24 protein-coding genes and 1 tRNA gene are annotated in these 23,757 nt (G+C 52.4%); 16 read left to right on the forward strand and 9 right to left on the reverse strand.

Annotation, left to right across the window (positions count from 1 at the left end; all coding sequences use genetic code 11):
- Positions 1 to 2,043, reverse strand: a complete 2,043-nt coding sequence (locus KNP95_RS11420; protein ID WP_214837204.1) for an EAL domain-containing protein — start codon at positions 2,041 to 2,043, stop codon at positions 1 to 3.
- Between the two features lie 156 nt (positions 2,044 to 2,199).
- Here KNP95_RS11420 and KNP95_RS11425 point away from each other — a divergent pair, with 156 nt between their 5' ends.
- From KNP95_RS11425 to KNP95_RS11435, 3 genes are all read left to right on the forward strand, one after another.
- The gene (locus KNP95_RS11425) at positions 2,200 to 3,402 is read left to right on the forward strand and encodes an ornithine--oxo-acid transaminase (protein WP_214837207.1); all 1,203 of its coding nucleotides are present in this window, start codon (positions 2,200 to 2,202) and stop codon (positions 3,400 to 3,402) included.
- Between the two features lie 89 nt (positions 3,403 to 3,491).
- Positions 3,492 to 3,896 carry a fluoride efflux transporter CrcB gene (gene crcB, locus KNP95_RS11430; RefSeq protein ID WP_214719823.1) on the forward strand — a complete coding sequence of 135 codons (405 nt, stop codon included), beginning with the start codon at positions 3,492 to 3,494 and terminating at the stop codon, positions 3,894 to 3,896.
- Positions 3,893 to 4,237, forward strand: a complete 345-nt coding sequence (locus tag KNP95_RS11435) for a fluoride efflux transporter FluC (protein ID WP_029596084.1) — start codon at positions 3,893 to 3,895, stop codon at positions 4,235 to 4,237. The genes crcB and KNP95_RS11435 overlap by 4 nt, the downstream gene beginning before the upstream one ends.
- A 35-nt stretch (positions 4,238 to 4,272) precedes the next feature.
- On the opposite strand, the gene yhfH is transcribed toward KNP95_RS11435, so the two are convergent.
- Complete coding sequence (gene yhfH / locus KNP95_RS11440) at positions 4,273 to 4,431, reverse strand: protein YhfH (protein WP_021065246.1); 159 nt, start codon at positions 4,429 to 4,431, stop codon at positions 4,273 to 4,275.
- Between the two features lie 146 nt (positions 4,432 to 4,577).
- Between yhfH and KNP95_RS11445 the strand changes: the two genes are divergently transcribed.
- Together KNP95_RS11445 and KNP95_RS11450 are read left to right on the forward strand one after the other, a co-directional pair.
- Positions 4,578 to 4,940 carry an ArsR/SmtB family transcription factor gene (locus KNP95_RS11445; RefSeq protein WP_214708921.1) on the forward strand — a complete coding sequence of 121 codons (363 nt, stop codon included), beginning with the start codon at positions 4,578 to 4,580 and terminating at the stop codon, positions 4,938 to 4,940.
- A gap of 109 nt (positions 4,941 to 5,049) precedes the next feature.
- On the forward strand, positions 5,050 to 7,083 hold the full coding sequence (locus KNP95_RS11450) for a heavy metal translocating P-type ATPase (RefSeq protein WP_251138539.1): 2,034 nt from the start codon (positions 5,050 to 5,052) through the stop codon (positions 7,081 to 7,083).
- Between the two features lie 38 nt (positions 7,084 to 7,121).
- Here the strand turns inward: KNP95_RS11450 and KNP95_RS11455 are convergent, their stop codons facing one another.
- Entirely contained in the window at positions 7,122 to 7,748 is a 627-nt protein-coding gene (locus KNP95_RS11455; RefSeq protein ID WP_214837210.1) for a hypothetical protein, read from the reverse strand.
- A 159-nt stretch (positions 7,749 to 7,907) separates the two neighbouring features.
- On the opposite strand from KNP95_RS11455, the gene KNP95_RS11460 reads away from it, so the two are divergent.
- Positions 7,908 to 9,977, forward strand: coding sequence for an alpha-amylase family protein (locus KNP95_RS11460; RefSeq protein ID WP_251138540.1), 2,070 nt, complete (start codon positions 7,908 to 7,910; stop codon positions 9,975 to 9,977).
- A 42-nt stretch (positions 9,978 to 10,019) separates the two neighbouring features.
- Here the strand turns inward: KNP95_RS11460 and KNP95_RS11465 are convergent, their stop codons facing one another.
- From KNP95_RS11465 to KNP95_RS11475, 3 genes are all read right to left on the reverse strand, one after another.
- Positions 10,020 to 12,623 (reverse strand): putative bifunctional diguanylate cyclase/phosphodiesterase, encoded by a 2,604-nt coding sequence (locus KNP95_RS11465; RefSeq protein ID WP_251138541.1) that lies wholly within the window; start codon positions 12,621 to 12,623, stop codon positions 10,020 to 10,022.
- A 100-nt stretch (positions 12,624 to 12,723) separates the two neighbouring features.
- Positions 12,724 to 13,590, reverse strand: a complete 867-nt coding sequence (locus KNP95_RS11470) for a YitT family protein (protein ID WP_214837213.1) — start codon at positions 13,588 to 13,590, stop codon at positions 12,724 to 12,726.
- A gap of 87 nt (positions 13,591 to 13,677) precedes the next feature.
- Positions 13,678 to 14,085, reverse strand: a complete 408-nt coding sequence (locus KNP95_RS11475; RefSeq protein ID WP_021065253.1) for a YkvA family protein — start codon at positions 14,083 to 14,085, stop codon at positions 13,678 to 13,680.
- Between the two features lie 113 nt (positions 14,086 to 14,198).
- Here KNP95_RS11475 and KNP95_RS11480 point away from each other — a divergent pair, with 113 nt between their 5' ends.
- The gene (locus KNP95_RS11480) at positions 14,199 to 15,437 is read left to right on the forward strand and encodes an aminopeptidase (RefSeq protein ID WP_214837215.1); all 1,239 of its coding nucleotides are present in this window, start codon (positions 14,199 to 14,201) and stop codon (positions 15,435 to 15,437) included.
- Positions 15,438 to 15,478: 41 nt separating this feature from the next.
- Here the strand turns inward: KNP95_RS11480 and KNP95_RS11485 are convergent, their stop codons facing one another.
- Entirely contained in the window at positions 15,479 to 16,261 is a 783-nt protein-coding gene (locus KNP95_RS11485) for an alpha/beta hydrolase (RefSeq protein WP_214837218.1), read from the reverse strand.
- Between the two features lie 125 nt (positions 16,262 to 16,386).
- On the opposite strand from KNP95_RS11485, the gene KNP95_RS11490 reads away from it, so the two are divergent.
- The 6 genes from KNP95_RS11490 (at position 16,387) to KNP95_RS11515 (ending at position 19,261) form a co-directional block, all read left to right on the forward strand.
- Positions 16,387 to 16,965 (forward strand): TetR/AcrR family transcriptional regulator, encoded by a 579-nt coding sequence (locus tag KNP95_RS11490; protein ID WP_214837221.1) that lies wholly within the window; start codon positions 16,387 to 16,389, stop codon positions 16,963 to 16,965.
- 11 nt (positions 16,966 to 16,976) lie between these two features.
- Positions 16,977 to 17,306 (forward strand): DMT family transporter, encoded by a 330-nt coding sequence (locus KNP95_RS11495; protein ID WP_214837377.1) that lies wholly within the window; start codon positions 16,977 to 16,979, stop codon positions 17,304 to 17,306.
- Positions 17,303 to 17,617, forward strand: a complete 315-nt coding sequence (locus tag KNP95_RS11500; protein WP_214837223.1) for a DMT family transporter — start codon at positions 17,303 to 17,305, stop codon at positions 17,615 to 17,617. Before KNP95_RS11495 ends, KNP95_RS11500 begins: the two co-directional genes overlap by 4 nt.
- A 67-nt stretch (positions 17,618 to 17,684) precedes the next feature.
- Entirely contained in the window at positions 17,685 to 18,242 is a 558-nt protein-coding gene (locus KNP95_RS11505; RefSeq protein WP_214837225.1) for a GNAT family N-acetyltransferase, read from the forward strand.
- 86 nt (positions 18,243 to 18,328) lie between these two features.
- Positions 18,329 to 18,401, forward strand: a tRNA-Val gene (locus KNP95_RS11510).
- Between the two features lie 158 nt (positions 18,402 to 18,559).
- Positions 18,560 to 19,261: a DUF554 domain-containing protein gene (locus KNP95_RS11515; RefSeq protein WP_214837228.1), complete on the forward strand. Its 702-nt coding sequence runs from the start codon at positions 18,560 to 18,562 to the stop codon at positions 19,259 to 19,261.
- A 39-nt stretch (positions 19,262 to 19,300) separates the two neighbouring features.
- On the opposite strand, the gene KNP95_RS11520 is transcribed toward KNP95_RS11515, so the two are convergent.
- On the reverse strand, positions 19,301 to 20,083 hold the full coding sequence (locus tag KNP95_RS11520) for a pyrroline-5-carboxylate reductase family protein (protein WP_214837230.1): 783 nt from the start codon (positions 20,081 to 20,083) through the stop codon (positions 19,301 to 19,303).
- Positions 20,084 to 20,281: 198 nt separating this feature from the next.
- Between KNP95_RS11520 and yidD the strand changes: the two genes are divergently transcribed.
- Positions 20,282 to 20,557 (forward strand): membrane protein insertion efficiency factor YidD, encoded by a 276-nt coding sequence (gene yidD / locus KNP95_RS11525; protein WP_082665786.1) that lies wholly within the window; start codon positions 20,282 to 20,284, stop codon positions 20,555 to 20,557.
- 129 nt (positions 20,558 to 20,686) lie between these two features.
- Positions 20,687 to 22,045, forward strand: coding sequence for an alanine/glycine:cation symporter family protein (locus KNP95_RS11530; protein WP_214837232.1), 1,359 nt, complete (start codon positions 20,687 to 20,689; stop codon positions 22,043 to 22,045).
- A gap of 18 nt (positions 22,046 to 22,063) precedes the next feature.
- Here the strand turns inward: KNP95_RS11530 and KNP95_RS11535 are convergent, their stop codons facing one another.
- On the reverse strand, positions 22,064 to 22,423 hold the full coding sequence (locus KNP95_RS11535) for a potassium channel family protein (RefSeq protein ID WP_214837234.1): 360 nt from the start codon (positions 22,421 to 22,423) through the stop codon (positions 22,064 to 22,066).
- A gap of 79 nt (positions 22,424 to 22,502) precedes the next feature.
- Between KNP95_RS11535 and cypC the strand changes: the two genes are divergently transcribed.
- Complete coding sequence (cypC, locus tag KNP95_RS11540; RefSeq protein WP_353048992.1) at positions 22,503 to 23,747, forward strand: CYP152 family fatty-acid peroxygenase CypC; 1,245 nt, start codon at positions 22,503 to 22,505, stop codon at positions 23,745 to 23,747.
- The last annotated feature ends 10 nt before the right edge of the window (positions 23,748 to 23,757 follow it).

Raw genomic sequence — 23,757 nt, forward strand, 5'->3', positions numbered from 1 at the left:
TTAGTGGTTCTTTTCGGATAATAAGCGAACGACTTCAATTGGAGGAAGCGGCTTGGCGTACAAAAACCCTTGGAACGAGTCGCAAGCGGTTTGCTTCAAGTGGTCGAGCATCTCTTGGTCCTCGACACCCTCGGCCACGACGTGCAGATTCAGGCTCTTGCCGAGGTGGACGATGACATCGAGTAAGTGTGACTTCGACGTCAACCAATCATCGAGGAAGACTTTATCGATTTTTAGCTCGTCGACCGGGAACGACTTCAAGTATTGCAGTGACGAGAAGCCGGTCCCGAAGTCGTCGATGGATAGGCGATAATCGAGACGTTTGATTTGATCCATCCGGGCGATAATCTCGTCCGTCTGCTGCATGACGAGACTCTCGGTAATCTCGAGGATGATGTCGGACGGGTTCAAATTGAGCTGTTGCTTGATATTACGGAGCGTATTGATGAAGCTGTCGCTCCGGAATTGATTCGGTGAAATGTTGACGGCCATCGACAACGGGCGATTGACGAGTTGCTGCCAGGCTTTCAACTGTTTGGCCGCCTCGAGAATGACCCAGTTGTTGATCGGGACGATGAGTGCCATCTCCTCGGCGAGAGGGATGAACTCTGACGGTGGGATCTGTCCGAGTTCATCATGATGCCAACGGAGAAGCGCCTCGAACCCGATGAGCGTGTCAGTCTTTAACTCATACTTTGGTTGATACTCTAAATAGAAATGTTTTTCTTCAAGTGCTTGATAGAGTGCTTTCTCGATATGGATTTGACGTGAGAACGCATCGTCCATATCTTTCGTGACGAACTGGATCGTCCCGACACCGATTCGCTTGCCTTTGAACAGGGCGCTCTCGGCGCGTGTATACAGTTCTTCTAATGAAGACGTGGCGGACGGATAGAAGACGCACCCGATGGAAATCGACACCATGATGGAGTGATGATAAATCCGGAACGGGCGCTGCAGTTCATGTTGTAGTTGACGGAGCAACTGGAACACTTCTTCTTTCGACTGTTCAAAGAAAATCAACCCGAACAAGCCACCCGACGGATGGAACATGACGCTCGTCTCAGGCAAGAACTGCGCGGCCCGGTCCTTGATTTGAAGGAGCAATTCGTTGCCGACGCGTGAACCGAACGATTCATTGATGATTTTGAAGCGATCGATATCGAACAAGGCGACGTGAACCAAGCCATCTCCTTGATCGACATCCGTCAACACGTGGCTGTACTGACGGAGCCATCCTTTCTTGTTCAAGAGTCCGGTCAAGTCGTTATGGTACGCGAGATAATTGACCTCTTGCTCGAGTCGCTTTTTATCTGAGACGTCAAAGCCGAAGGCGGTATATTGTACGATTTCGCCTTCATCACTCAAAATCGGGACGACCGTCAAATTGAGCCAACACATGTTGCGGACATGCCGCTCGGAACGGACAGGCATTTCACCGTTCCAGATGCGGTCGGTCGTAAGTGCTTGAAGCACGTCCTCGGCAAGCGGATGATTCTCAAATGACGGATGGATGAGCTCGAACCAGTTACGACCGATGAATTGATGATCGGGTGCGCCGATTAACCCGCAGAGCAACGGATTGATTTCTGTAATCTCGCCGTAAGCGTTTGTTGCCAAATAATACGTCGATTGTTCAATCATCGCTTGAAAGTGGTGAAGCAGATTGAACTGTTCTGTACTGATGAGCGGCCCAAACCCTTTCGGCAGGAACGCAAGGAAGTAGCCCGTATAGTTGTTGATGGAAAAAGATTGTAAATAAGCAGTCGCATAGACGACTGATCCGTTTTTATGTTTGAACGGCGTCATCGCCGTCGTCGAGAACGGATATTGAAGGAGCATCGGTGACCAGGATTCAAGCGCATCCTGTAAGTGTTGGACAACAGGGAGCGGATGGTGAAGCACCTCGTCTCGTCCCCATCCGAACAGCGTTTCCGCATATTCGTTCCACAGCAGGACGTTGCCATCGAGATTGATGTAACAGCATGGAACAGATAAAGCATCGATAAACTCGTCAATCGGCAAATCACGCAATGAAGCCACGTCGTTTCCTCCAATCTACATCAAATGAATCATAATCTACGTTCAGTGTACCTTATTTTGCCAAACCGAGGAATGGGCAAGTTGGTCGTTGTCAAAAGAAAGACGGTCATCATATACTGAAGGAGTAAGATAGTTTTTTGATAAGGGGGAAATCAAATGTCAAAGACACAAGAAGTGATTGAATTGACAGAGAAATTCGGGGCGCACAATTATCATCCACTTCCAATCGTCATCTCGGAAGCGAAAGGGATCTGGGTGACAGACCCAGAGGGGAACCGCTACATGGATATGTTGAGTGCCTATTCGGCCGTCAACCAAGGTCATTGCCATCCGAAAATCATTCAAGCACTTAAGGACCAAGCCGATAAAATCACGCTGACGTCACGTGCGTTTTACAATGATCAACTCGGTCGTTTCTACAAAAAAGTGGCAGCGCTTACAAACAAAGAGATGGTGTTGCCGATGAACACGGGTGCGGAAGCGGTCGAAACGGCTGTCAAAGCGTCGCGGCGCTGGGCGTATGAAGTGAAACAAATCCCAGGTCAAGCGGAAATCATCGTCTGCTCGGGCAACTTCCACGGCCGTACGATGGCGGCGGTGTCGATGTCGACAGAAGCGGAATATCAACGTGGATTCGGGCCGCTATTGCCAGGGTTTAAAGTCGTGCCGTACGGTGACATCGATGCGTTCGAGGCGGCCATCACTGAAAATACGGCGGCGTTCATTGTCGAACCGATTCAAGGCGAAGCCGGCATCATCATCCCACCGGCTGGTTACTTGAAGCGTGCTAGCGAGTTGTGCCAGCAGCATAACGTGTTGTTTGTGGCCGATGAGATTCAATCAGGGCTCGGTCGCTCAGGTAAATGGTTCGCCATCGAATGGGAAGATGTGGAGCCAGATATGTATATTCTCGGAAAAGCGCTCGGGGGCGGCGTGTTCCCGGTATCGTGTGTGGCGGCCAATGAAAACGTCTTGAGCGTATTCAATCCAGGATCACACGGTTCGACGTTCGGGGGGAATCCTCTCGCGGCGGCCGTGTCGATCGCGTCACTCGAAGTGTTAGAAGAAGAGCAGTTGCCAGAACGTTCCCTCGAACTCGGCACATATTTCATGGATCGTTTGAAATCAATCGACAATCCACTCATTAAAGATGTGCGCGGTCGCGGTCTGTTCATCGGGATCGAATTGACGGAAGCAGCCCGTCCATACTGTGAGGCGCTTAAAGAACGCGGCCTGCTCTGCAAAGAGACACATGAGACGGTGATTCGATTGGCACCACCTCTCGTCATCACGAAAGAGGAGCTCGATGAGGCGTTCGAGGCCATCTCGGCCGTGTTCGCACCAGCAGCTATTTCGTGATCACTCATCGCTTGGTATAATGGTTACAGACTCAACACCTGTCTCGCGACGTGCTCGCGGCAGGTGTTTTTTTGAAGGGAGGCCTGGCGATGCTATATGTATACGTCGGTTTGGCAGGAGCGCTAGGTGCCTTGGCACGTTATGGGATCGGCACAGGCATCGAGACGTTTTGGGTCGGTATGTTTCCGCTCGGGACGCTGCTCATCAATTTATCAGGCAGTTTCGCTCTCGGTTGGCTGACACACTTCCTGTTTCAGTCCGGACGACTCTCCCCGAGTGTCGTCACCGCGGTCGGAACCGGGTTTATCGGCTCGTTCACGACGTTCTCGACGTTCAGTGTAGAGACGATTGAGTTGCTGGAGTCCGGCGCAGTTGGCATGGCCTTGCTCTACGTGACACTAAGCCTTATGCTCGGTCTGTTCAGTTCGTGGCTCGGGTTTTGGTTCGGACGGCGTCGGTTCAAACAGTTCAGGCGAGAAGAGGTGGTGCGATGACGATCGCCATCATTATGCTGGGGGCGTTCTTTGGAGCGATGGCACGGTTTGGCATTGGTCAGCTCGTCAAAACATGGACGACATCTATGTTCCCGTGGGCGACGCTGTTCGTCAATGTGAGTGGGTCGTTTTGTCTCGGCTATTTATATGCGTCGAGTGCCGGCCCGTCGCTCATGCTTGGACTCGGTGTCGGCTTTCTCGGTTCGTTCACGACGTTCTCGACGTTCAAGCTCGAAGTGATGCGGTTCGTCGCCAAAGACTGGCTTCGTTTCGGGATGTATTTGCTTGCGACCTATGTACTTGGTCTGTTGGCGGCCTATCTCGGTTATCATCTGCCATGAAAAATCCCTCGGAAACTTGTTCCGAGGGATTTGTTTTATTCGCTAAGTTGCAGTTTTTCAGCACAGGATGGGCACGTGTTCTCGTAAGACTCGCACTGCTCATCCATCTGTTTCCCGCATTCTTGACACGTCTTGTCCGGTAACTTCCGATAAAATTCGACGGAAGATTCAAGTCGGCTTGCCCATTCATTCATTGTAACTGCCCCCTTTATTTAAGTAACGTAGCTGTTATGTTGTTTTGATTGTATTATAACAGTGGTGTATAAGTCAACAATAATATATAACAGATTTATAAATCGGATTTTGTTAGAATGAGAGTACAGAAAACGAGGTGAGACGGATGAAAGCACCCCAGTGTGAAACAATCGCCATTCAAAGTGAAGATGTGACGGTGTTACAACGGGCACTGACAGACCTAGATGCGGTTCGAGTCAGCCGATTGTTCAAGGCGTTCGCCGATCCGACCCGGCTCAAAGTGTTGTACGTCCTGACGTTAGAACGGGAACTGTGCGTCTGTGACGTGGCGGCCGTGATCGGACATTCAAACGCGACGGCGTCGCATCATTTACGGACGTTGCTCGAGCAAGGGCTTGTCAAATATCGAAAAGAAGGAAAAGTCGTCTACTACTCACTCGACGATGATCACGTCCGGCTACTCGTCGAGATCGCGATGGCCCACAGTGCCGAACAAATTGATGCGTGACAAAGAGCCAGCTGGGATTCCAGGCGGCTCTTTTTTCGGTTGTAATTGTGATGGAATAGCGTTACGATATATTCAAATGAACGTTTGAATGTAAAGGGGCGAGATAATTATGAAACGGGATGTATTACCTGTCGAAGGGATCACATGTACGAACTGTGCCGCCAAAATCGAGAAAAGCGTGACGGGAGAGGACGGTGTCGCCGCTTGTCAAATCGATTTTGCGACAAGTCGAATGATTATCGAATGGGATGATTCGAAGGATCACACGAAGACGCTCCGCGCCATCGAAGCGACGATGGGGCGAATTGAACCGGGTGCACATTTTGTCAAAGACGAGGCGAAAGTGCCGATGTCGGGTCGCTTATTGTGGCGGTTTGGCGTCGCGTTCGCCCTGCTGCTCGTCGGTCTGTACACCGATTTGCTCTTTGTGTACGCGATTGCCTATGTGGTCGCAGGCTATGACGTCGTCTATGCCGCAATTCGCAACGTATGGCATCGGGAATGGTTTGATGAAAAATTTTTAATGTCGATTGCGACGATCGGTGCGATTGCGATTGCGGAGTATCCGGAAGCTGTCGCCGTCATGCTGTTCTACCAGCTCGGTGAATACTTCCAAGCGCGGGCCGTCCACGCCTCGCGACGGTCGATTCAATCGCTGTTGAACATGAAACCGACGATTGCGCGCGTGTTCGAAGATGGACGAGAAGTAGAAAAACGTCCTGAAGAGGTCGCAACCGGTAGCATCATCATCGTTCGAGCAGGCGAACAGATCCCGATGGACGGTCGTGTGCTGCGAGGCTCGAGCTCATTGGATACGGCGTCGCTGACAGGTGAGTCGTTACCACGCCCAATCGGTCCCGAGGAAGACGTCCTTGCGGGAATGGTCAACCTTGACGGGCGGCTCGAAATACGAGTCGAACGCCCGGCGACTGAATCGAGCCTGCAAAAAATGATTGCCCTCGTCGAACAAGCGAGCATGAACAAGGCGAGAACGGAACAGATGATGACACGGTTGGCGAAAGTATACACGCCGGTCGTCGTCGTGCTCGCGGCGGTCGTCGCATTTGTTCCACCACTGTTTGTCGGAAATCTCGAGGAATGGGTATACCGGGCCTTGATTTTCCTCGTCATCAGTTGTCCATGCGCCTTGGTGATCTCGATTCCACTCGGCTATTTCGGTGGGATTGGAGCAGGTTCACGGCGGGGCATCCTAGTGAAAGGCGGCGAATATTTAGATGTGCTCGCCGAAGTCGATACGGTCGTATTCGATAAGACCGGTACGCTCACGACCGGCCGCTTTGAAGTGACCGATGTCGTGACAAACGGGGAGCTGACGACAGACGAGTTGCTTCAGCTTGCCGCCCGTGTTGAGATGGCCTCCACGCATCCGCTCGCAAAAGCAATCGTCGAGCATGCGGGTCCAGTCGCACCGTTCTCGATGATTCAAGAAGAACCGGGATACGGGTTGATGGCAATCGACGGTGAAAACCGCATTTACGTCGGCAGCGCCCGCTATGTTCAAAAATTGGGTTATCCAACCCCGGCGGAGACATCGGGGACGATCGTCCATATCGTCAAAAATGACCGTTGGCTCGGCCGAATCGAGTTGAGAGACCAAGTGAAGCCAGATGCGCAAGAAACGATTCAAGCTTTGAAGCGCTATGGTTATCAGACGGTCATGTTGACCGGGGACCGGCAAGAAGTCGCAGCCGCCGTCGGTTCGGCAATTGGAATCGATGAAGTGAGAAGCGAATTGCTTCCGCATCAAAAAGTCGCAGAAGTCGAACGGTTGGCGGCAACTGGCAAGGTCGCTTTTGTCGGTGACGGATTGAACGATGCGGCGGCGCTCGCACGAGCCGATGTCGGACTCGTGATGGGCGGCGTCGGGAGTGATGCAGCGGTCACGGCAGCCGACCTCGTGCTGATGAACGACGCTCCGCGAGATGTCGTGGCAGCGATTGAATTAAGTAAGCGGACACGGCGGATTGTTTGGCAAAACATCACGTTCGCGTTCGGTATGAAGGCGCTCTTCCTCTTGCTCGGTCTCTTCGGACTAGCCTCGATGTGGGAAGCCGTGTTTGCTGACGTCGGGGTTGCCTTGCTCGCCATCGGGAACGCCGCACGTCTCATTCATTCCAAATAAAAAGACCTCACAATGGAAATTGAGGTCGAGGGATCGTCTCATTGGAGACGGTCTTTTTTTCGTGTTTTGAAGAGGAGAAACAGCAAAACGAGCAGTGCGGCGATGAGCAAGATGGCAATCGACGTGAGGGCTTGAATCAACACATCGATTTGATTCTCGGTCGCGACGAGTTGTTTGCGGATGTCTTCATACTGTAGTTTCTTCAATGCGCGCAAATCTTCGAGGATCGTTTGGCGCTGATCGGTCATCGTCTCGGCTAGCTCGGTCGCGGCCTCGAGATCGCCGCGCTCATAAAAGACAAGCACTTCGGCGGCGCCTTGCTCCCATATTCCGTCACGGTAAAGCAAATCAATCAGCGAGCTCGGTGTGTGCGGGTCGTTCGTGATCGACGTCTTCAACTCTTCAGCTTGCTGGGACATACTGTAATACGATTCTAAAAAACGCCGGTCTTCGTAGGCGAGCAAACCGCGAATGGCGTTGGCTCGTTCAATGTTAAAATACATGATCTCTTCGATGGCATCATAGGAATCGAGGCGTTGACTATGAATCGACTCGAGCTGATGTCTCGTGTCTCGAAGTTGAAACCCAAAACCCGCAAGGATCAGCGCGGATAAAAGTGACAACAAGATGAGTAAGGTCAGCCATTTCTGTTGGGACACGGTCATCCCTCCTTCCATACAATCGTACAATATTTACCGATTTCGTCGCAAAATATTTTTTTGGAAAAGGAAAATTTCGGGTAAAGGTATAAAAATATAGTAAAGCGTTTCTTGTTATCGTTTACAATGAAATGAGGAACGATTTCATTCATAAGGAGAATACACATGCCAGAGAACTCATCGTTACGCAAGTTACACCAGGTCTTGAAAGAAAAACGAACGAACATGGAATACGACATTCCGGCCTTGTGGAACCGCCTGCAATTCCCTTCAGAGCCTGTCCGAGATGGCGTCGAACGGGTAAATCCATATGATTTCTTGATCGAGACGATTGAAAAAGCGATTCTTCCCCATGCGGTCGACGGACGGGGTTACCATCAATCGGTCGCCCAAGCGGACGGATATTTGCAAACTGGCGGCGATTGGATCAAGCGGGCATCGGTCTACTCGATGCAAGTCCGGACGTCGACATCATGGGATCATGATGGATCAGGCTATGTCGAAATGGAGAACTCGATCGGCATGAAAGACACAGGGACGTTCGTCAAAACGCTCGCGTTGATTCCGCATCTCCTTTACATGGGAATCGACACGTTGTTCTTATTGCCAATCTCGCAACACAGTCATAAAAACAAAAAAGGCGAATTTGGTTCTCCTTATGCCGTGCAAGACTTCTTTGGAATCGATGAAGAACTGAAAGAGACGTTGACGGGAGACGGGTTGACGGTCGAAGAAGAGTTCGCCGCGTTCGTCGAGGCATGCCATATGGTCGGGATTCGGGTCGTCATCGATGTCATCCCGCGCACATGCGCCCGTGACAACCGTCTCATTCTAGAAAATCCGGAATGGTTTTATTGGATCCCGGTGACGGAACTCGACTACTATCACCCGCCGCACGTGCCCGGTATCGGAGAGAACGTAAAACCAGAGCACGCTTTCTTGCCAATGATTTACGGGTCGGAAGACGTATGGGCGCATTTGCGTCGTTTCTCGATGGCGCCGAACCTCGTTGACGCGGACAAGTGGGAGACGGTGAAGACGTACTTGCTCGAGCATCCGGAAGAGAACTTGCTCGCGGTCATCGAGCGTGAGTTCGGTTTGACGACCGCTCCAGCTTTTTCGGATTGTATCAATGACCCGCAACCGCCATGGTCGGACGTCACATACTTCCGTCTGTTTCTCGATCATCCGACAGCGGCAGCGCCTTACGTCAGCGAGGCGAACTTGGCTCCGTACATTCTGTTCGATTCGATCAAGTCGAATCAATTCCGAGGCGATCAAATCAATGAGCCGCTATGGGCGATGCTCGCCGATATCATCCCGCACTACCAGCGCGAATTTGGAATCGATGGGGCCCGCATCGATATGGGTCACGCCTTACCGGTCGATTTGGCACAACGGATCCTTCAACAGCCACGTGCACTCGACACCAACTTCAGCTTCATCGCTGAAGAATTGATCGAAATCGGAGCGTGGGCAGCGAAAGAGGCGGGCTATAACATGATTATCGGGTACGGGTTCTATAAAGAACCACGCTTTGATACACATGAGACGCACCAGTTCGTATATGACTCACGTTTCTTACCGTTGCCGGTGTTCGCGGCCGGAGAGACAGCGGACACGCGCCGCGTGGCGACACGGGACGGGGGACGGCAAGCGAGTCGCTTGCTCACTGTGTTGAACGGCTTCGTGCCGAACGGGGTCCCGATGACGAACTCGGGGCTCGAACTGTATGAGACGCAACCGATGAACACCGGGCTCGACTGCCGACCGGAAGAAGCGTACCAACTCTTCCCGACCGATCCGTACTTTGGTAAGCTCGCCTTCTTCGACGCGTATCAGTTCCATTGGGATCACCCGGAACGAGACGAGATGATCGAACTGACGCATCAAGTGGCCGAAGTGCGTCGTCGTTGGTTGGACGTCCTCGTCAACCCGAGTCATTTCGAACCGCTCGCGATGACGCACATGGATGCGCCGTTCATCGGCCTCGCTTGGCTACGTCCGGATACGAACGAGACGCTCCTTGTCGTTGCCAACACGAGTATGCATCATCCGCTGCAGGGGAAAGTCCCGCTCGACGGGGTGCGCCGCCGTAACTGGAACGCAAGCCGTTTCGCCGAGATGGTCTACTCACCGACGTCATGGCCGTATGCCGAGCACTCGTTCGATGAGAATTGGGACCTGTGGGTCGATTTGAAGCCGGGCGAAGTCAAAATTTATGAGATGAAATAAGCAAATGCCCCGAATCGGTTTACCGGTTCGGGGCATTTTTTGTCACATCGTCTGCTTCATGTAGTAGATGACAAACTCATCGAGCGGCATCGGCTTCGCATAGCGATACCCTTGCATCGAATCACAGCCGATCTTTCGTAAGAAATTCTCTTGATATTCTGTCTCGACCCCTTCGGCGACGAGTGCCATCCCAAGTTGTCGGGCCATGGCGACGATTGTCGCGGTGACGGTTTGATACTCCCGGTTCTCTTCGAGTTGCATCGTGAACTCGCGCGGGATTTTCAGCTCATCGATTGGATAGCGGACGAGATAGGCGAGTGAGCTGTAGCCCGTCCCGAAGTCATCGATCGACAGTTTGATGCCGAGCGCCTTGAGTTCGAGGATCCGTGTCAACACCCGGTCGGAATGGTGGGCGGCGACGGTCTCGGTCAATTCGAAGTTGAGTCGGCTCGGTTCGATTGGAAACCGCTCAAACAAAGTCGTCAAATACTCGATTAAATGTTCATCGAACAATTGACGGACGGAGAGGTTGACCGACAATTTCGGCAAATTGATGTCTCCTTGCTCGAAGGCGTACATCAATTGGAACGTCTCATGAATCATCCAGCGACCGAGATCATGGATGTGGCCCGTCTCCTCGGCGATTGGGATGAATTGGCTCGGCGGGATGAAGACCCCATCGCGTTGCCAGCGCATGAGCGCCTCGGCCCCGATGATGGCTTTCGTCGAGGCGTCGACTTGAGGCTGAAGGTAAAGCGAGATCTCGCCTTTTTCAAGGGCGGTGTCGAGCCCTTCCATCAACAGCTTGCGCTCTTCTTTGTGGGCCCGCAATTCAGGAGCGAACAAAACGGTCTCGTTGCGTCCTTTGTCCTTCGCCTTATACATGGCAAGGTCGGCGTTCGACAGCAAATGCTTGAGCGTCGAGCCGTGTTCAGGATAGCGGACGATACCGATGGACGCGTGAATCTCGACGAGCGTTCCGCCCATAAAGTAAGGCGGGCGATAGACGAAGCGTCGCAACCGTTCGACTAACATCTCATCATCATCATGTTCGGCGACGACGATGAACTCGTCACCGCCGAGCCGTCCCGCGTACTCGTTCGGCAATAAGGCACCTCTTAGTCGTTTGCCGATGTGTTGCAGCAATTCATCGCCCATATGATGGCCGAACTGGTCGTTGATCTCTTTGAAGCCGTCCAGGTCGGAGAACATGAGCGAGAATCGTCGTCCTTCGGCGATGAGCCGTTCGATTTGTTCTTGCAACGCGTAACGGTTGTGCAGTCCCGTCAAACTGTCATGATTTGCTTGATAGTAGATTTGTTCTTGTTGCACGATCATTTGGGTGATGTCTTTGACGATGGCATAAATGCCTTCGACTTCCCCGTCGATAATCATCGGGATGTTCATCAGCTGCCAAACTCGCTTCGCCCCGTCCTCGGTGACGACATCGACGTCGAGCGTTCGGGGGCGACCGTTCGTCAAATCGTGCAATACGGCCGCATAAGCGGCCCGATCTTTCTGTTCGATAATGTCTAAAATGTTGGAGCCGATCAGCGTCTCAGTATCATGACCGAGGACAGAGCTGCCGGCCTCATTCACGGACAACACTTCGCCATGCAGATCGAATAAAAAGATCGGTTCGGCATGATAGGCGAACAGGGACCGATACTGTTGCTCCCGAATTTCAAGCTCATGTGCTTTCGTCGTCACTGCGACTTCGAGGTCGGTATTGACGGTATGTAAACGGTGACTGATCAATGCGTTTTGTTTGGCGACGACGAACTGACGGATGAGCAGCAACAAGACGGCGTTCGCCGTCATCGAGTCGAGCACAGATGTGCCGAGCAAACGATCCGAGGCGAGCATGAACAGCATGACGATTGCGCTATAGACGACGTAGTCGAACACGGAGTCATAGACGAGGGCATCTTCTCTCGATTCATCGAACACGTAGCTGATTGAAATGATAAAGATGCTACTCACTTGAAGCAGGTGCACCAACTCATGGCCGATGCCGTTGAAGATGAGCAATTGGTTCAAAATCGAGGCAGTCGTGAAGCCGAGAATGCCGATCAACAAGAGCACACGGAACGTTTGGCCGACCGAGGTGATGCGATTCAAGTACAGGAAGCCGAGCATCATGTAGAGACTAATCAACACCATCTGTTCTTCAAACCCGTTCAAATGAGCCGCATAACGTGCTCCGTCGTTCGAATAAACGAACAGATGCAACGCCCCAATCAACAGGAAGCTGAACAAGGCGAAAATGTCGAACGTTCGCAGTTTCAATGTCCGAATTTCAATCGATTGGGTGATCACGATCAACGACATGATTAAATAAAAGAAGTTTTGGATGAACGGCATAAGCTCAATTCCAGTTGACATGACGAAGTGATGCCCGACTAAATAGGCGATGAAACAAACGTTTCCGGCGCTAATCAGTAAATGTATGTAGCGTCGCATCCCGCGATTTTGAAACACGGCCGTCGCGCTAAAGACGGTCGCGATGAGCGTGACCGCCGTGAAATAGACGAACAAACTCGTCTCCCTCAAGGCGTAAGGGGTGAACAGAATCAATAAAAGTCCGAGAAAAAAGGTCCCGACGAGCAAAGCGGGGACTGTTTGGCGCAACGAGTGGTTGGTCAACTCATGCACCTCCTTCTGTATATGTCTAAGAGGCCCACCATTATTATCGGATTGTTCATGCGTTTGTTACACCAAAAAATCGACAGCAAGTTGCTGTCGATTAAAGTGTATACGAATGCTCTTTGAAGTTACCGACGACCGAATCGATTTCAGAGACGGTGATGAACGCTTCTGAATCAATCTCGGAGACGATTTGACGCAGTTTTGGAATCTCGTTATTCTGGACGACGACATACAACATCTTCTTCGAGTCGTTCGAGTAACCGCCGGTCGCGTCCATAATCGTGACGCCGCGCTTCAAGTTCTGCTTGATGACGAGGTTGATTTCATCGGCTTTCTTACAGATGATGAAACACTGCTTCTGCGCCGAGAAGAACCGGTGAATCGTCAACAACGTCCGCGACCGGACGAAACTCAGAACGAGCGCATACATGACCGCTTTAATGTCGAACGTGATGAACACAAGGATATAGACGATGATATCTTGTGTCAAAAAGATTTTCGGGAGTGATAAGTTCCGGTTGTTCGTATAAATGACTTTCCCGAGAATGTCGAGTCCTCCGGTCGAAGCGCCTGCGAACAACAGCAGGGCGAGCCCGAGGCCGGAGACGATGCCACTGAACACCGAGGCGACGAGCGGGTCATCGAGCGGTGTCGGCGGGATGAGCACGGGCAACGTGTCAATCAAGATGGATGATAAGACGACGACGAGGCCGGTCATGAGAATGAACCGTTTCCCCAGATATTTAATCCCGATGATGAAGAGCGGGATGTTCAAGACGAGTTGCGTGAATCCAATCGGCGTGTTGAACAATTCATTGACGATCAACGTGATCCCGACGATACCCCCGGACCCGATTTCGTTTGGTTTGAGCAATAGACCGACAAAAATCGATTGTAGAATCGTTCCGGCGATGATGAACAAGGTCGTCTCGACGGCGATCCGTTTTCTAGTTTTTGCATACATAGATAATGGCTAGGCGCCATACGCCCCCTTTGAAATAAACTCATTCAAGCGTACTCCGACGATGTCGGAATTTCAAGCGTCGAATGATTACAATTCATTATGGAAGCGGTCGATATCACTTGCGAGCTGTTCATGCACGTAATCGATGACTTGAGCGTCATCGAATAAGCCGAGCGGAGCGTCATCCGGAATCGCATCGAATGGGGATACGAAGTAGAGGACGGCGGCGACGAGGGCGTGCTGTTTGTCTGGCTGCATCTCGAACTGGTCGTTATAGAGGGCGCGCAACATATTGAGCAACTGTTTCATTTGGAAGTAGAGCGTCAGTTCTTCTTCCCGTTCGATATTGCTAATCTCGCTTGACGCGACATCGACTGTCACTTTAGCGAGAGCGAGTTCACCTTGGACCAAGAGATCACCCAATTTTTCTTTGTTGGTATAGTCCTCGGTCGCGCTTGTTAAAAAGTGTGTGTACGTCGTTTTCCAATCTGACATGTATATTCCTCCTTCTGTCTTCATCTACTAATATGCCCGTTTTTGCGATTTGGTTGCAACTTTTCCGAAAATTTAAGAAAATAGAAATAAGTGAAAAAGGAGGAACTGTACATATGTCTACTGTAACCATGCCGACTGAGGCAGAATTTGCCCGCTACGCTGAGCTTGCCGTCAAAAAAGGCGTCAACATTCAGCCGGGCCAACAGCTCGAAGTCCGAGCTGATATTAGCCAAGCACCGCTCGTCCGTGAAATCGTGAAAGCAGCTTACACGGCTGGCGCGAAACAAGTGTATGTGAACTGGAGCGACGAAGAGACGACGAAAGTCCGTTACTTCAACGCCCCAGCAGATGCCTTCAAAGAATACCCGGAATGGCTCAAGGCACGCTTTGAGCAATTGGCCGAAGAGAAGACGGCGTTCCTATCGATCGTCAGCGACGACCCGGACGCACTGAACGGCGTCGAGTCGTCACGTATCGCGGACTCGAATCGTGCTGCCGGCGTGGCGCTCGCGAAATGGCGCAAATATGTCATGAGCGACAATGTCAGCTGGTCAATCGTCGCTGGCGCTTCGGAAGCATGGGCGAAGAAAGTCTTCCCAGACCGTGAAGACGCCGTACCAGCCCTTTGGAAAGCGATTTTCGAAGCGACGCGCATGGACCAACCGGATGTCGTCGCGGCGTGGGATACGCATGACGCATCGCTCCGTGAACGCGCGACGTTACTCACGAACAAGAAGTACACGAAGCTCCATTACAAAGCACCGGGCACGGAATTGACGATCGGCTTGCCGAAGAAGCACGTCTTCCTTGGCGGCGGCGGTCCGAACATCGACGGTGTCGATTTCATCGCCAACATGCCGACTGAAGAAGTGTTCACGCTCGCCGATAAAGATTCGGTCGAAGGACACGTCTCGAGCACGAAACCGCTCAGCTATAGCGGCAACTTGATCGATGGATTCACGCTCTGGTTCGAAGGCGGGAAAGTCGTGAAAGCGGAAGCGAAACAAGGCCAACAGGCACTCGATGAGTTGTTGAACCTCGATGAAGGGGCGCGTCGTATCGGAGAAGTTGCGCTCGTGCCGGACGACTCACCAATCTCGAACTCGGGTCTCCTTTTCTATAACACGTTGTTCGACGAGAACGCATCATGTCACTTGGCGCTCGGACGCGCCTACTCGACATGTCTCGAAGGCGGACCGCAAATGTCAGCTGAAGAGCTCGCCGAGAACGGTGCGAACGACTCGATGACACACGTCGACTTCATGATCGGCTCGGCCGAGATGAACATCGACGGCGAACTCGAAGACGGTTCACGCGAAGCCATCATGCGTGACGGAAACTGGGTCATTTAATCAAGCAAGAGACGAATCCCTTCGTGGAATTCGTCTCTTTTTTATGTCAATTCATAGAGGAAGGCGAGGGCGTTCGGTAGCCGACGCCGCCACGCGATTTCATTATGGACGGCACCGGGCTCGACCTCATAGCGGAAGGCAATCCCTGTTCGCGCGACCGTCTCGACGAGTTTCGCGTTCGTATAGAGGTAATCCTCGGGCGTGATCGGTCCGCTCGTCTCGTTCGTCCCGATGTCCATATAGAGACGCGCCGTCACATCGGCCTGCTTCACATCCCGAATGAGGGAGTCGAGATTGGCCCAAGCGGCTGTCGAGAGCGAGCCGACGCGCCGGATGGACGGATAGGCCGTCATCATATGGAGCGAGATGACCCCGCCCATCGAGCTGCCCATCACGCCGACGTCGTCCGGGTCGGTCGCGTAGCGTTCATCAATCCACGGCTTCAACTCTTGCATGAGCCAGTCGGCGTAAGCCCGACCTCTCCCGCCGAGCGTGGGCCGTGTCTTGGCGAGTTCCGGTCCAATCCGCCGGTATAGCATCTCATCCTCATAAAACGAATACTCATCGTAGCGGTCGAGCCAGTCCGGGGCACTCGCGATGGCGACGACCATGAGCGGCAATTGCAAGTCCTCGATGTGGCGGTCGATTGACCAACCTTCGCCGATCGTGGCGGTCTTGCCGTCGAACACGTTTTGACCGTCGTGCATATAGAGGACCGGGATCCGCTCGTCAGCCGACACGAAGTCGGGACGATAGACACGGACGATTCGTTTCCGTCCGCGTGTCGTCTCGGTCGGTAACGTAAAGCTGAATTGCTCAAGCATATAAAGCGCTCCTTTCCCATCAACTGTCTCCATTTTGCCGGGTGGAACCGGGGAATGCAATCCGCGCACTTGACTACCTACCGTTCGTTAGGTAAGGTGATGAGAGAGAAAGGGGACGATCTGTGATGAATACGAAACAACGAATCGAACTGGCGGCGCGGCGCCGGTTTGCGCTTGAAGGATATGAAGGCTTGTCGCTCGCCTCGCTCGCTGAGGATGTGGGCATCAAAAAGGCGTCGCTATACGCCCATATCGAAGGGAAAGAACAACTGTTCAAGCAAGTCGTCGAGGACATGGGGAACCGTTATGCACACATCTGGCAGGAGGCACGGGACGCTTCCGTTGACGCTGCGCCGCTCGAGCGGATCGAGGCGATCGTCGAGGCGTTGATTCGCTTCTTTGAAGAAGAGGAGACATGGATGCTGACGAAGCGGATGTTGCTCGTCCCACCGCCCGAGTTGCGATCATTCATCGAGACGACGCTCGGTTCGGTCGAGACGGAACTGCAAGCGTTCGAGAAAGAACAGTTTCGATTGGCGATAGAGCAAGGGGCCTTACCCGAACAGTCACTCGAGGACGTGTATGACGCGTACTATTGTTTTCTAGACGGGGCGCTCATCTCGCTCTTCACGCTCGAGACGAATCGCGTCAAGCGGCAACAGGCCGCATTCACAATCTATAAGAAAGGAGTCGGATGGACATGAAACAAGATCAAATGGCCTGGGTTTGGCTTATTCTCGCCGGCCTGCTTGAAATCGTCTGGGCCACGACGATGAAACTGTCGAACGGCTTCACGGTGCTCGGTCCGAGCGTGGTGACCGTTCTCTTATTAGTTGTGAGCTTTGGATTGTTGGCGATGTCGTTCCGGACGTTACCGGCCGGGACCGGTTATGCAGTGTTCACCGGCATCGGGGCCGTCGGAACGGTCATCGTTGGTGCGGTCTTGTTTGATGAGGCACTGACCGGGATGAAGCTCGTCTTGATCGCGACGCTCCTCATCGGTGTGATTGGATTGAAACAAGTGACTGGAGGGGAATCGGCATGAGTTGGGTATTTTTGATTGGCGCGGGTCTTGCCGAGATGATGGCCGTCTTCTTTATGGGGAAATCGAAAGGGTATCAAATATTTAAATGGTCTGCGCTATCTGTCGGAACGTTTGCCGTAAGTTTTTATTTATTGTCGCGCTCCCTTGAGACACTACCGCTCGGATTAGCGTATTCGATTTGGGTCGGGATTGGGGCGGCTGGTGGGGTCGTGCTCGGCATGCTGTATTTGAACGAATCACGAGACCGGTGGCGCATCTTCTTCCTCTTGCTCATTATCGGGAGCGTCATCGGACTAAAAGTTGTCGCCTAATCAGGATTGAATCGGAATAAAAACGGGAATTGAATAGTTCAGACTGTGAACGAAAGGGGCGGGGAAGATGAATCTTGTCAAACTGCAATCCGAACGTCTGCGACTTGAACCTTACACAATCGCCGATTTCTATTTCGTAAAATCGTTACTCCAAGATCCGCGGGTGATGCGCTTCATTAGCCAAGATGGGAAACCATATACGGATGAACAGACGATTGAATGGTTCGAGCGACAGTTGGCCCGCTATCAGACGGGTCGTCAAACGGGATTGCTCAAATTGATGACACATGAGAGTGACGAGCCGATTGGACATGCCGGCACGCTGTTGCATGAACTCGATGGGACGATTGAACTTGAAGTCGGATATTGGTTGGCGCCGAAGCATTGGCATATGGGCTACGGGCGTGAGGCAGCGGCGCGTCTCATGCGTTACGCGTTTGAGACCGGAGAAAAGGAGATCATCTCCTTGATTCATCCGGATAACGTCCCGTCGCAACGAGTCGCGAAGGCGAACGGACTGCATTGGGATCGAGACACCGAATATGAAGGCATGCTCGTCTCGGTATATGCCGGTGATTTAGAGCGGTTGTGCCGCCATATGAAACGGGAAGAAATGACGCGCTAAAAAAACTAAAAAAAGTTTTAAAAAACAGTTGCCAAGGCATTAGTTTCTTGATATATTAATAGTGTCCTTAAGAGAGGACACGACCTGATTCTGTAGCTCAGCTGGGAGAGCGCTACCTTGACAGGGTAGAGGTCGCTGGTTCGAGCCCAGTCAGAATCACTTGGGTGCCAAACCCGATGCGAAACCCATAGGAACGTGGGTTTCCGCGACGCCACTTCTTGCGAGAAGTGGCTTTTTTTTGTTTTTCTTTCAATTGACAGTCTACATAAACAGTTGGTATATTCCTCTCAATACATACAGAAACGGGGAATTATCCAATGGTCTTAACCGGAACACTCGTCAACGCGGCGTTGATCGTGATTGGCACATTGCTTGGACTTTTGTTTCACCGCATCCCCGAAAGAATGAAAGAGACGGTCACCGCAGCCATCGGTCTCGCCGTCGTTTTGCTTGGCGTTCAGATGGGGATGAAGAGTGAGAACTTTTTAATCGTTATTGGCAGCCTCGTCATCGGGGCCGCACTCGGTGAATGGTGGAAGCTCGATGAGAAGTTGAACGAGGTCGGCTATCAGTTGGAACGCCGACTCGGCGGCAAGAGCAAATCGAGTATCGCCGAAGGGTTCATCACGGCGACTCTCATCTTCGTCATCGGGGCGATGGCCGTCATCGGTGCGCTCGACAGCGGATTGCGCGGGGATCATGACGTGTTGTACACGAAAGGGTTGATTGATGGCTTCACGGCACTCGTGCTCAGCTCGACGCTCGGCATCGGCGTCATGTTCTCGGCCGTACCGGTGCTCTTATATCAAGGGGCAATCGCTTTGCTCGCCATCCAAATCATGAAGTTCATCCCGGAGTCACTCATGGATGATTTCATTTTGGAGATGACAGCGACTGGTGGTGTCATGATTGTTGCGATCGGATTGAACTTAGTCGGCATCACGCGGATTCGCGTCGCAAACCTATTGCCGGGAATCTTGATGGTCGCGGTCATCGTCTCCATCTTACATATCGTCTAATCAAAAAATCCGAGAAACGCGATGCGTCTCTCGGATTTTTTAGTTCTTCGGTTGTTCGACTTCTTCTTTCGCACTTTCGCGAAGGGCCGAGGCCATAACGTCCGCTAAATTGCGCGAGCGGAGCACGCCGACACCGCGGTCGGTCGGACCGTCTGGCGCGGCCACATCCGCAATCAAGTCGTTCGTTGGTCGTGTCTCGTGAAGCAACAGTTCGGCCGATCCTTTCATCGCCTGGGCAACGATTTGGCGTGCCGTCGTTTCATCGAAACCGGCATCGGTTAAGACGGGTGTCATCGAACCGACGATCTCATAAAAGAAAGCCGGGCTACATCCAGCGGCAGCCATGAAGGCGGACATCGTCTTCGCATCCGTCACGGCCGTCCGGCCAACGCGTTCAAACAGCGCCGTCGCGGTCGTGCGAACGACATCATCCGTCTCAGGGCCGAACCAGAGTCCGGTCATCCCGCTCTGGTAAGCGACTGGGGTATTCGGCATCGCACAGACGGCCGGAAGACCTGACGCCTCCTCAAGCTCGCTCGGCTCGATGTGGGCTGCCACGGAGACGAGGAGCGGGGTGCTCCACGTTTTCGATTGCACATAAGGAATGACCCCGTCCGGTTGCATCGCGAGGACGACGATGTCATACGCGTTGACATCCTCTTCGTCAACGATTTGCACACCGAGCTCGGCCTGCAATGCTGTCAAACGGTTACGGTCACTCCGGTTCGTCATCGTGATTTGTTCAGGCGACACGCCTGAGGCAAGCCATCCGCGTACGAGTGACTCACTCATCGATCCTGCACCTACCATTAAAATATTCATTCTCGTCACCTCTTCATATAGATTCGGTCGTATACATGTTGCTTATCATAACAAATGATTCGGTAAATAGCGCCCATCGTGCTCAAATTGTAAAACAAAGGAAAAAAAGATGTGCGGTTTGTCATTCGATTGTCGCATACGTCATAGATGACAAGTTTGCTACTTCGAGCTATTATGGCTGTAATTAAACTGGAGGCGATGAGAGTGAAACGAGTGTTAGTGCGGGGGATTCAAGGGTATCAACGGTTCATCTCGCCGTTGAAACCACCGACTTGCCGCTTTTATCCGACGTGTTCCCACTATGGAATCGAGGCGATTGAAAAGCATGGTGCCCTCAAAGGCGGGTATTTGACGACACGCCGCTTAATGCGGTGCCAACCGTTCCATTCGGGCGGACTCGACTACGTGCCGGACGAATTTGATTGGCGCGCCCCTTTACAACGCGAAAAACCCCCTTCTCAGCGAGACGTCTAAGCGGCGACTCGCTGTTTTAGATACAGCATCAAAATCGTATCTTTGTTTTATTACAATACTTTTGACAATCTTCTAAGTATTCTGAAAAAATAGAGATGTACGATTACATAAGGGGAAGGGGAATTCAATATGAGTGAATCGTTCAGTGAACTCATCGGTACGATTTCGAACTTTGTGTGGGGACCACCGTTATTGATTTTGCTTGTGGGGACAGGCATCTACTTGACGGTACGGCTCGGGGGACTTCAAGTCACGAAGTTGCCGTACGCATTGAAGCTCGCGTTTTCTAAAAACCAAGACAAATCATCGAAAGGGGATATCAGTCACTTCCAAGCGCTCATGACGGCGCTCGCAGCTACCGTCGGTACGGGGAATATCGTCGGGGTTGCGACCGCGGTCGTGCTCGGGGGACCGGGTGCGATCGTCTGGATGTGGGTATCCGGATTCTTCGGAATGGCGACGAAATACGCCGAAGCCGTGCTCGCCGTGAAATATCGGGTGACCGATGAACGCGGACAAATGGCTGGGGGGCCAATGTATTATTTAGAACGTGGCTTGAAGCAACGTTGGCTCGCTGTCGCATTCGCAGGATTCGCCTCGCTCGCCGCATTTGGAATTGGAAACGGGGTGCAGACGAACTCGGTCGCGATGGCGCTCAAGACGACCTTTGACGTGCCGTTGTATGTCTCCGGTATCTTGATTATGATTTTCACAGGCGCGGTCATCTTAGGTGGTGTCAAATCAATCGGTCGCGTCGTCAGTTACTTCGTGCCAGTCATGATCGTCTTTTATCTCGGCAGCGGATTGTTGATTATGGTGATGAACTATACGCTCATTCCGGATGCGATCGCCCTCATCTTCAGCAGCACGTTCAGTGCCGAAGCAATTGGTGGCGGAGCCATCGGGGCCGCCATTCGTTACGGTGTGGCGCGCGGCGTCTTCTCGAACGAGGCAGGTCTCGGTTCGGCGCCGATTGCCGCAGCGGCTGCTAAAACGGATATGCCGGGACGTCAGGCGCTCGTCTCGATGACGCAAGTGTTTCTCGATACGCTCATCGTCTGTTCTGTCACGGGAATCACGCTCGTCATGGGTGGTCAAATCGGTTCGGGCCTCGAGGGGGTCGAATTGACGACGGCGACGTTCGAGCAATTCCTTGGACCGGCCGGCGGTTATATCGTGACGATTGGACTCGTCATGTTCGCCTATTCGACGGTGCTCGGGTGGTCATACTATGGGGAACGGTCGATTCATTACTTGTTCGGTCAAAAATCGATTCTTCCTTATCGGATTGCGTTCGTTCTCGTTGCCGGTCTCGGTGCGATGACGACGAACCTCAACTTGGTTTGGGCGCTCTCGGACGTGTTCAACGGCTTGATGGCCATCCCGAACTTGATTGGCTTACTGTTCTTGTCGGGTGTGGTCATTGCTGAGACGAAGCGATTCAATCAACAGCTCGAACTCGAAAATCGAAATCGAAAAGCCTCTTAAACCAATACGCCACCATCCTCACGGGGACGGTGGCGTATTTCGTTTGCGAACCTCTTCGAGCCGTGCTTGTTGAAGATGGTCGAACACTTTCGTGATGAAACCGACCATGATGCCGACACCCGTGATGACATAGCCGATCGTGAACACTTTGCCGATATCGGTCGTCGGGACAAAATCCCCATAGCCGATTGTCGTGAGTGTGACGACACTGAAATACAGGGCATCGAGCCAACGCATGTCTTCGAAGTGTGAGTAGAACAGTGTCCCGGAGAGGATGGTCAGGAAGGCGAGACTGAACAAGACTTGAAACTCCGCATCCTTCAAGCCACGCCAAATCCCGCGGAACATGCGCCGGAACGTCAAGATGAAAGATAGCATTTCATTTCCTCCTTTCCCTATAGGTTTGTTCGCTAGCAACAGGGGAACATCCTTTATAGCAAAACTGGAGAGGATGATCATGATGACACGACTGATTCCAAAAGAAGAAGGGCTCGATCATAGCCTGGCGTTCCTACGGGAAGGATATTTATACGTCCCGAACCGTCGGAAGAGCTTTCAATCCACTCTGTTTGAAACACGCTTGCTCGGCGAACGCGTCATCTGTCTCGGAGGCGGCGAGGCGGCAGCCTTGTTTTATGACGCGGACAAGTTCGTGCGTAAAGATGCGGCACCGAAACGGTTGCTGAAAACACTATTCGGTGAGGATGGTGTGCAGACGTTAGACGGCTCGGCCCATACACATCGCAAACAGATGTTCATGGCGCTCATGTTCCCACAAAATATCAAGCGGTTAACGAAGCTGGTCAGCCGGGAGTGGGAACGGGCGCTCGACGCGGCAGCTGACGAGACGGTGCTCTATGACACGGCGCAAGAAGTTCTCATGCGGGCCGTCTGTGAATGGGCCGGGGTCCCGCTCCATGAAAGCGAAGTAGCGCGTCGGACGGACGAGATGAAATTGTTATTTGAATCTGGGACTGCCCTCGGACCAAAACATGTTCGGGGGCGAGCGGCCCGCTCCTCGGCCGAGGCGTGGGTGCGTGGCATGGTCGAAGAAGTGCGGACGAACCGGCTTCTCCCAAACGAACAAACGGCGTTATACGAATTTTCTTGGCATCGGGATGAAGCGGGTCATCTGCTTCCGGCCGACGTCGTTGCTGTCGAAGTAATCAATATATTGCGCCCGACCGTGGCTGTCTCGATTTATGTGTTGTTCACTGTATTGGCGCTCCACCAATTTCCGGAAGCGCGGGACCGATTGGCGCGTGGTGAGACCGAACCGACATGGTTCGTTCAAGAAGTGAGACGCTTTTATCCATTTTTCCCCGTGACCGCTGCGAGGGTCAAGCAAGATTTCGAGTGGAACGAATTTACGTTCGAAGAAGGGACGCTCGTCTTGCTCGATTTATATGGGACGAATCATGACCCTTCCTTGTGGACGGAACCGGATACATTCAACCCCGATCGGTTCAAAGACTGGACGGAAAGTCCGTTCACGTTCATTCCGCAAGGCGGCGGGGATGTCGATTTCGGACACCGCTGTGCGGGAGAGCATGTGACGATTGCAATCATGCGTGAGACGATCGACGTGTTCCTAACACGTTACCGTTACGAGGTGCCGCCGCAAGACCTCAGTTATAGCTTTGTCGATTTGCCGAGTTTACCGAAGAGCCGTTTCGTGCTGAATCAGATTCGAAAGAACTAATAAATGAGTC

It is taken from the genome of Exiguobacterium sp. s36, assembly GCF_018618345.1.
Taxonomy (GTDB): Bacteria; Bacillota; Bacilli; order Exiguobacteriales; family Exiguobacteriaceae; genus Exiguobacterium; species Exiguobacterium chiriqhucha.

Coding starts and splice junctions, on each gene's coding strand:
- KNP95_RS11425 (WP_214837207.1), top strand. CDS start 2,200: ATGTCAAAGACACAAGAAGTGATTGAATTGACAGAGAAATTCGGGGCG.
- crcB (WP_214719823.1), top strand. CDS start 3,492: ATGCTATATGTATACGTCGGTTTGGCAGGAGCGCTAGGTGCCTTGGCA.
- KNP95_RS11435 (WP_029596084.1), top strand. CDS start 3,893: ATGACGATCGCCATCATTATGCTGGGGGCGTTCTTTGGAGCGATGGCA.
- yhfH (WP_021065246.1), bottom strand. CDS start 4,431: ATGAATGAATGGGCAAGCCGACTTGAATCTTCCGTCGAATTTTATCGG.
- KNP95_RS11445 (WP_214708921.1), top strand. CDS start 4,578: ATGAAAGCACCCCAGTGTGAAACAATCGCCATTCAAAGTGAAGATGTG.
- KNP95_RS11450 (WP_251138539.1), top strand. CDS start 5,050: ATGAAACGGGATGTATTACCTGTCGAAGGGATCACATGTACGAACTGT.
- KNP95_RS11455 (WP_214837210.1), bottom strand. CDS start 7,748: ATGACCGTGTCCCAACAGAAATGGCTGACCTTACTCATCTTGTTGTCA.
- KNP95_RS11460 (WP_251138540.1), top strand. CDS start 7,908: ATGCCAGAGAACTCATCGTTACGCAAGTTACACCAGGTCTTGAAAGAA.
- KNP95_RS11470 (WP_214837213.1), bottom strand. CDS start 13,590: ATGTATGCAAAAACTAGAAAACGGATCGCCGTCGAGACGACCTTGTTC.
- KNP95_RS11475 (WP_021065253.1), bottom strand. CDS start 14,085: ATGTCAGATTGGAAAACGACGTACACACACTTTTTAACAAGCGCGACC.
- KNP95_RS11480 (WP_214837215.1), top strand. CDS start 14,199: ATGTCTACTGTAACCATGCCGACTGAGGCAGAATTTGCCCGCTACGCT.
- KNP95_RS11485 (WP_214837218.1), bottom strand. CDS start 16,261: ATGCTTGAGCAATTCAGCTTTACGTTACCGACCGAGACGACACGCGGA.
- KNP95_RS11490 (WP_214837221.1), top strand. CDS start 16,387: ATGAATACGAAACAACGAATCGAACTGGCGGCGCGGCGCCGGTTTGCG.
- KNP95_RS11495 (WP_214837377.1), top strand. CDS start 16,977: ATGGCCTGGGTTTGGCTTATTCTCGCCGGCCTGCTTGAAATCGTCTGG.
- KNP95_RS11500 (WP_214837223.1), top strand. CDS start 17,303: ATGAGTTGGGTATTTTTGATTGGCGCGGGTCTTGCCGAGATGATGGCC.
- KNP95_RS11505 (WP_214837225.1), top strand. CDS start 17,685: ATGAATCTTGTCAAACTGCAATCCGAACGTCTGCGACTTGAACCTTAC.
- KNP95_RS11515 (WP_214837228.1), top strand. CDS start 18,560: ATGGTCTTAACCGGAACACTCGTCAACGCGGCGTTGATCGTGATTGGC.
- KNP95_RS11520 (WP_214837230.1), bottom strand. CDS start 20,083: ATGAATATTTTAATGGTAGGTGCAGGATCGATGAGTGAGTCACTCGTA.
- yidD (WP_082665786.1), top strand. CDS start 20,282: ATGAGAGTGAAACGAGTGTTAGTGCGGGGGATTCAAGGGTATCAACGG.
- KNP95_RS11530 (WP_214837232.1), top strand. CDS start 20,687: ATGAGTGAATCGTTCAGTGAACTCATCGGTACGATTTCGAACTTTGTG.
- KNP95_RS11535 (WP_214837234.1), bottom strand. CDS start 22,423: ATGCTATCTTTCATCTTGACGTTCCGGCGCATGTTCCGCGGGATTTGG.
- cypC (WP_353048992.1), top strand. CDS start 22,503: ATGATGACACGACTGATTCCAAAAGAAGAAGGGCTCGATCATAGCCTG.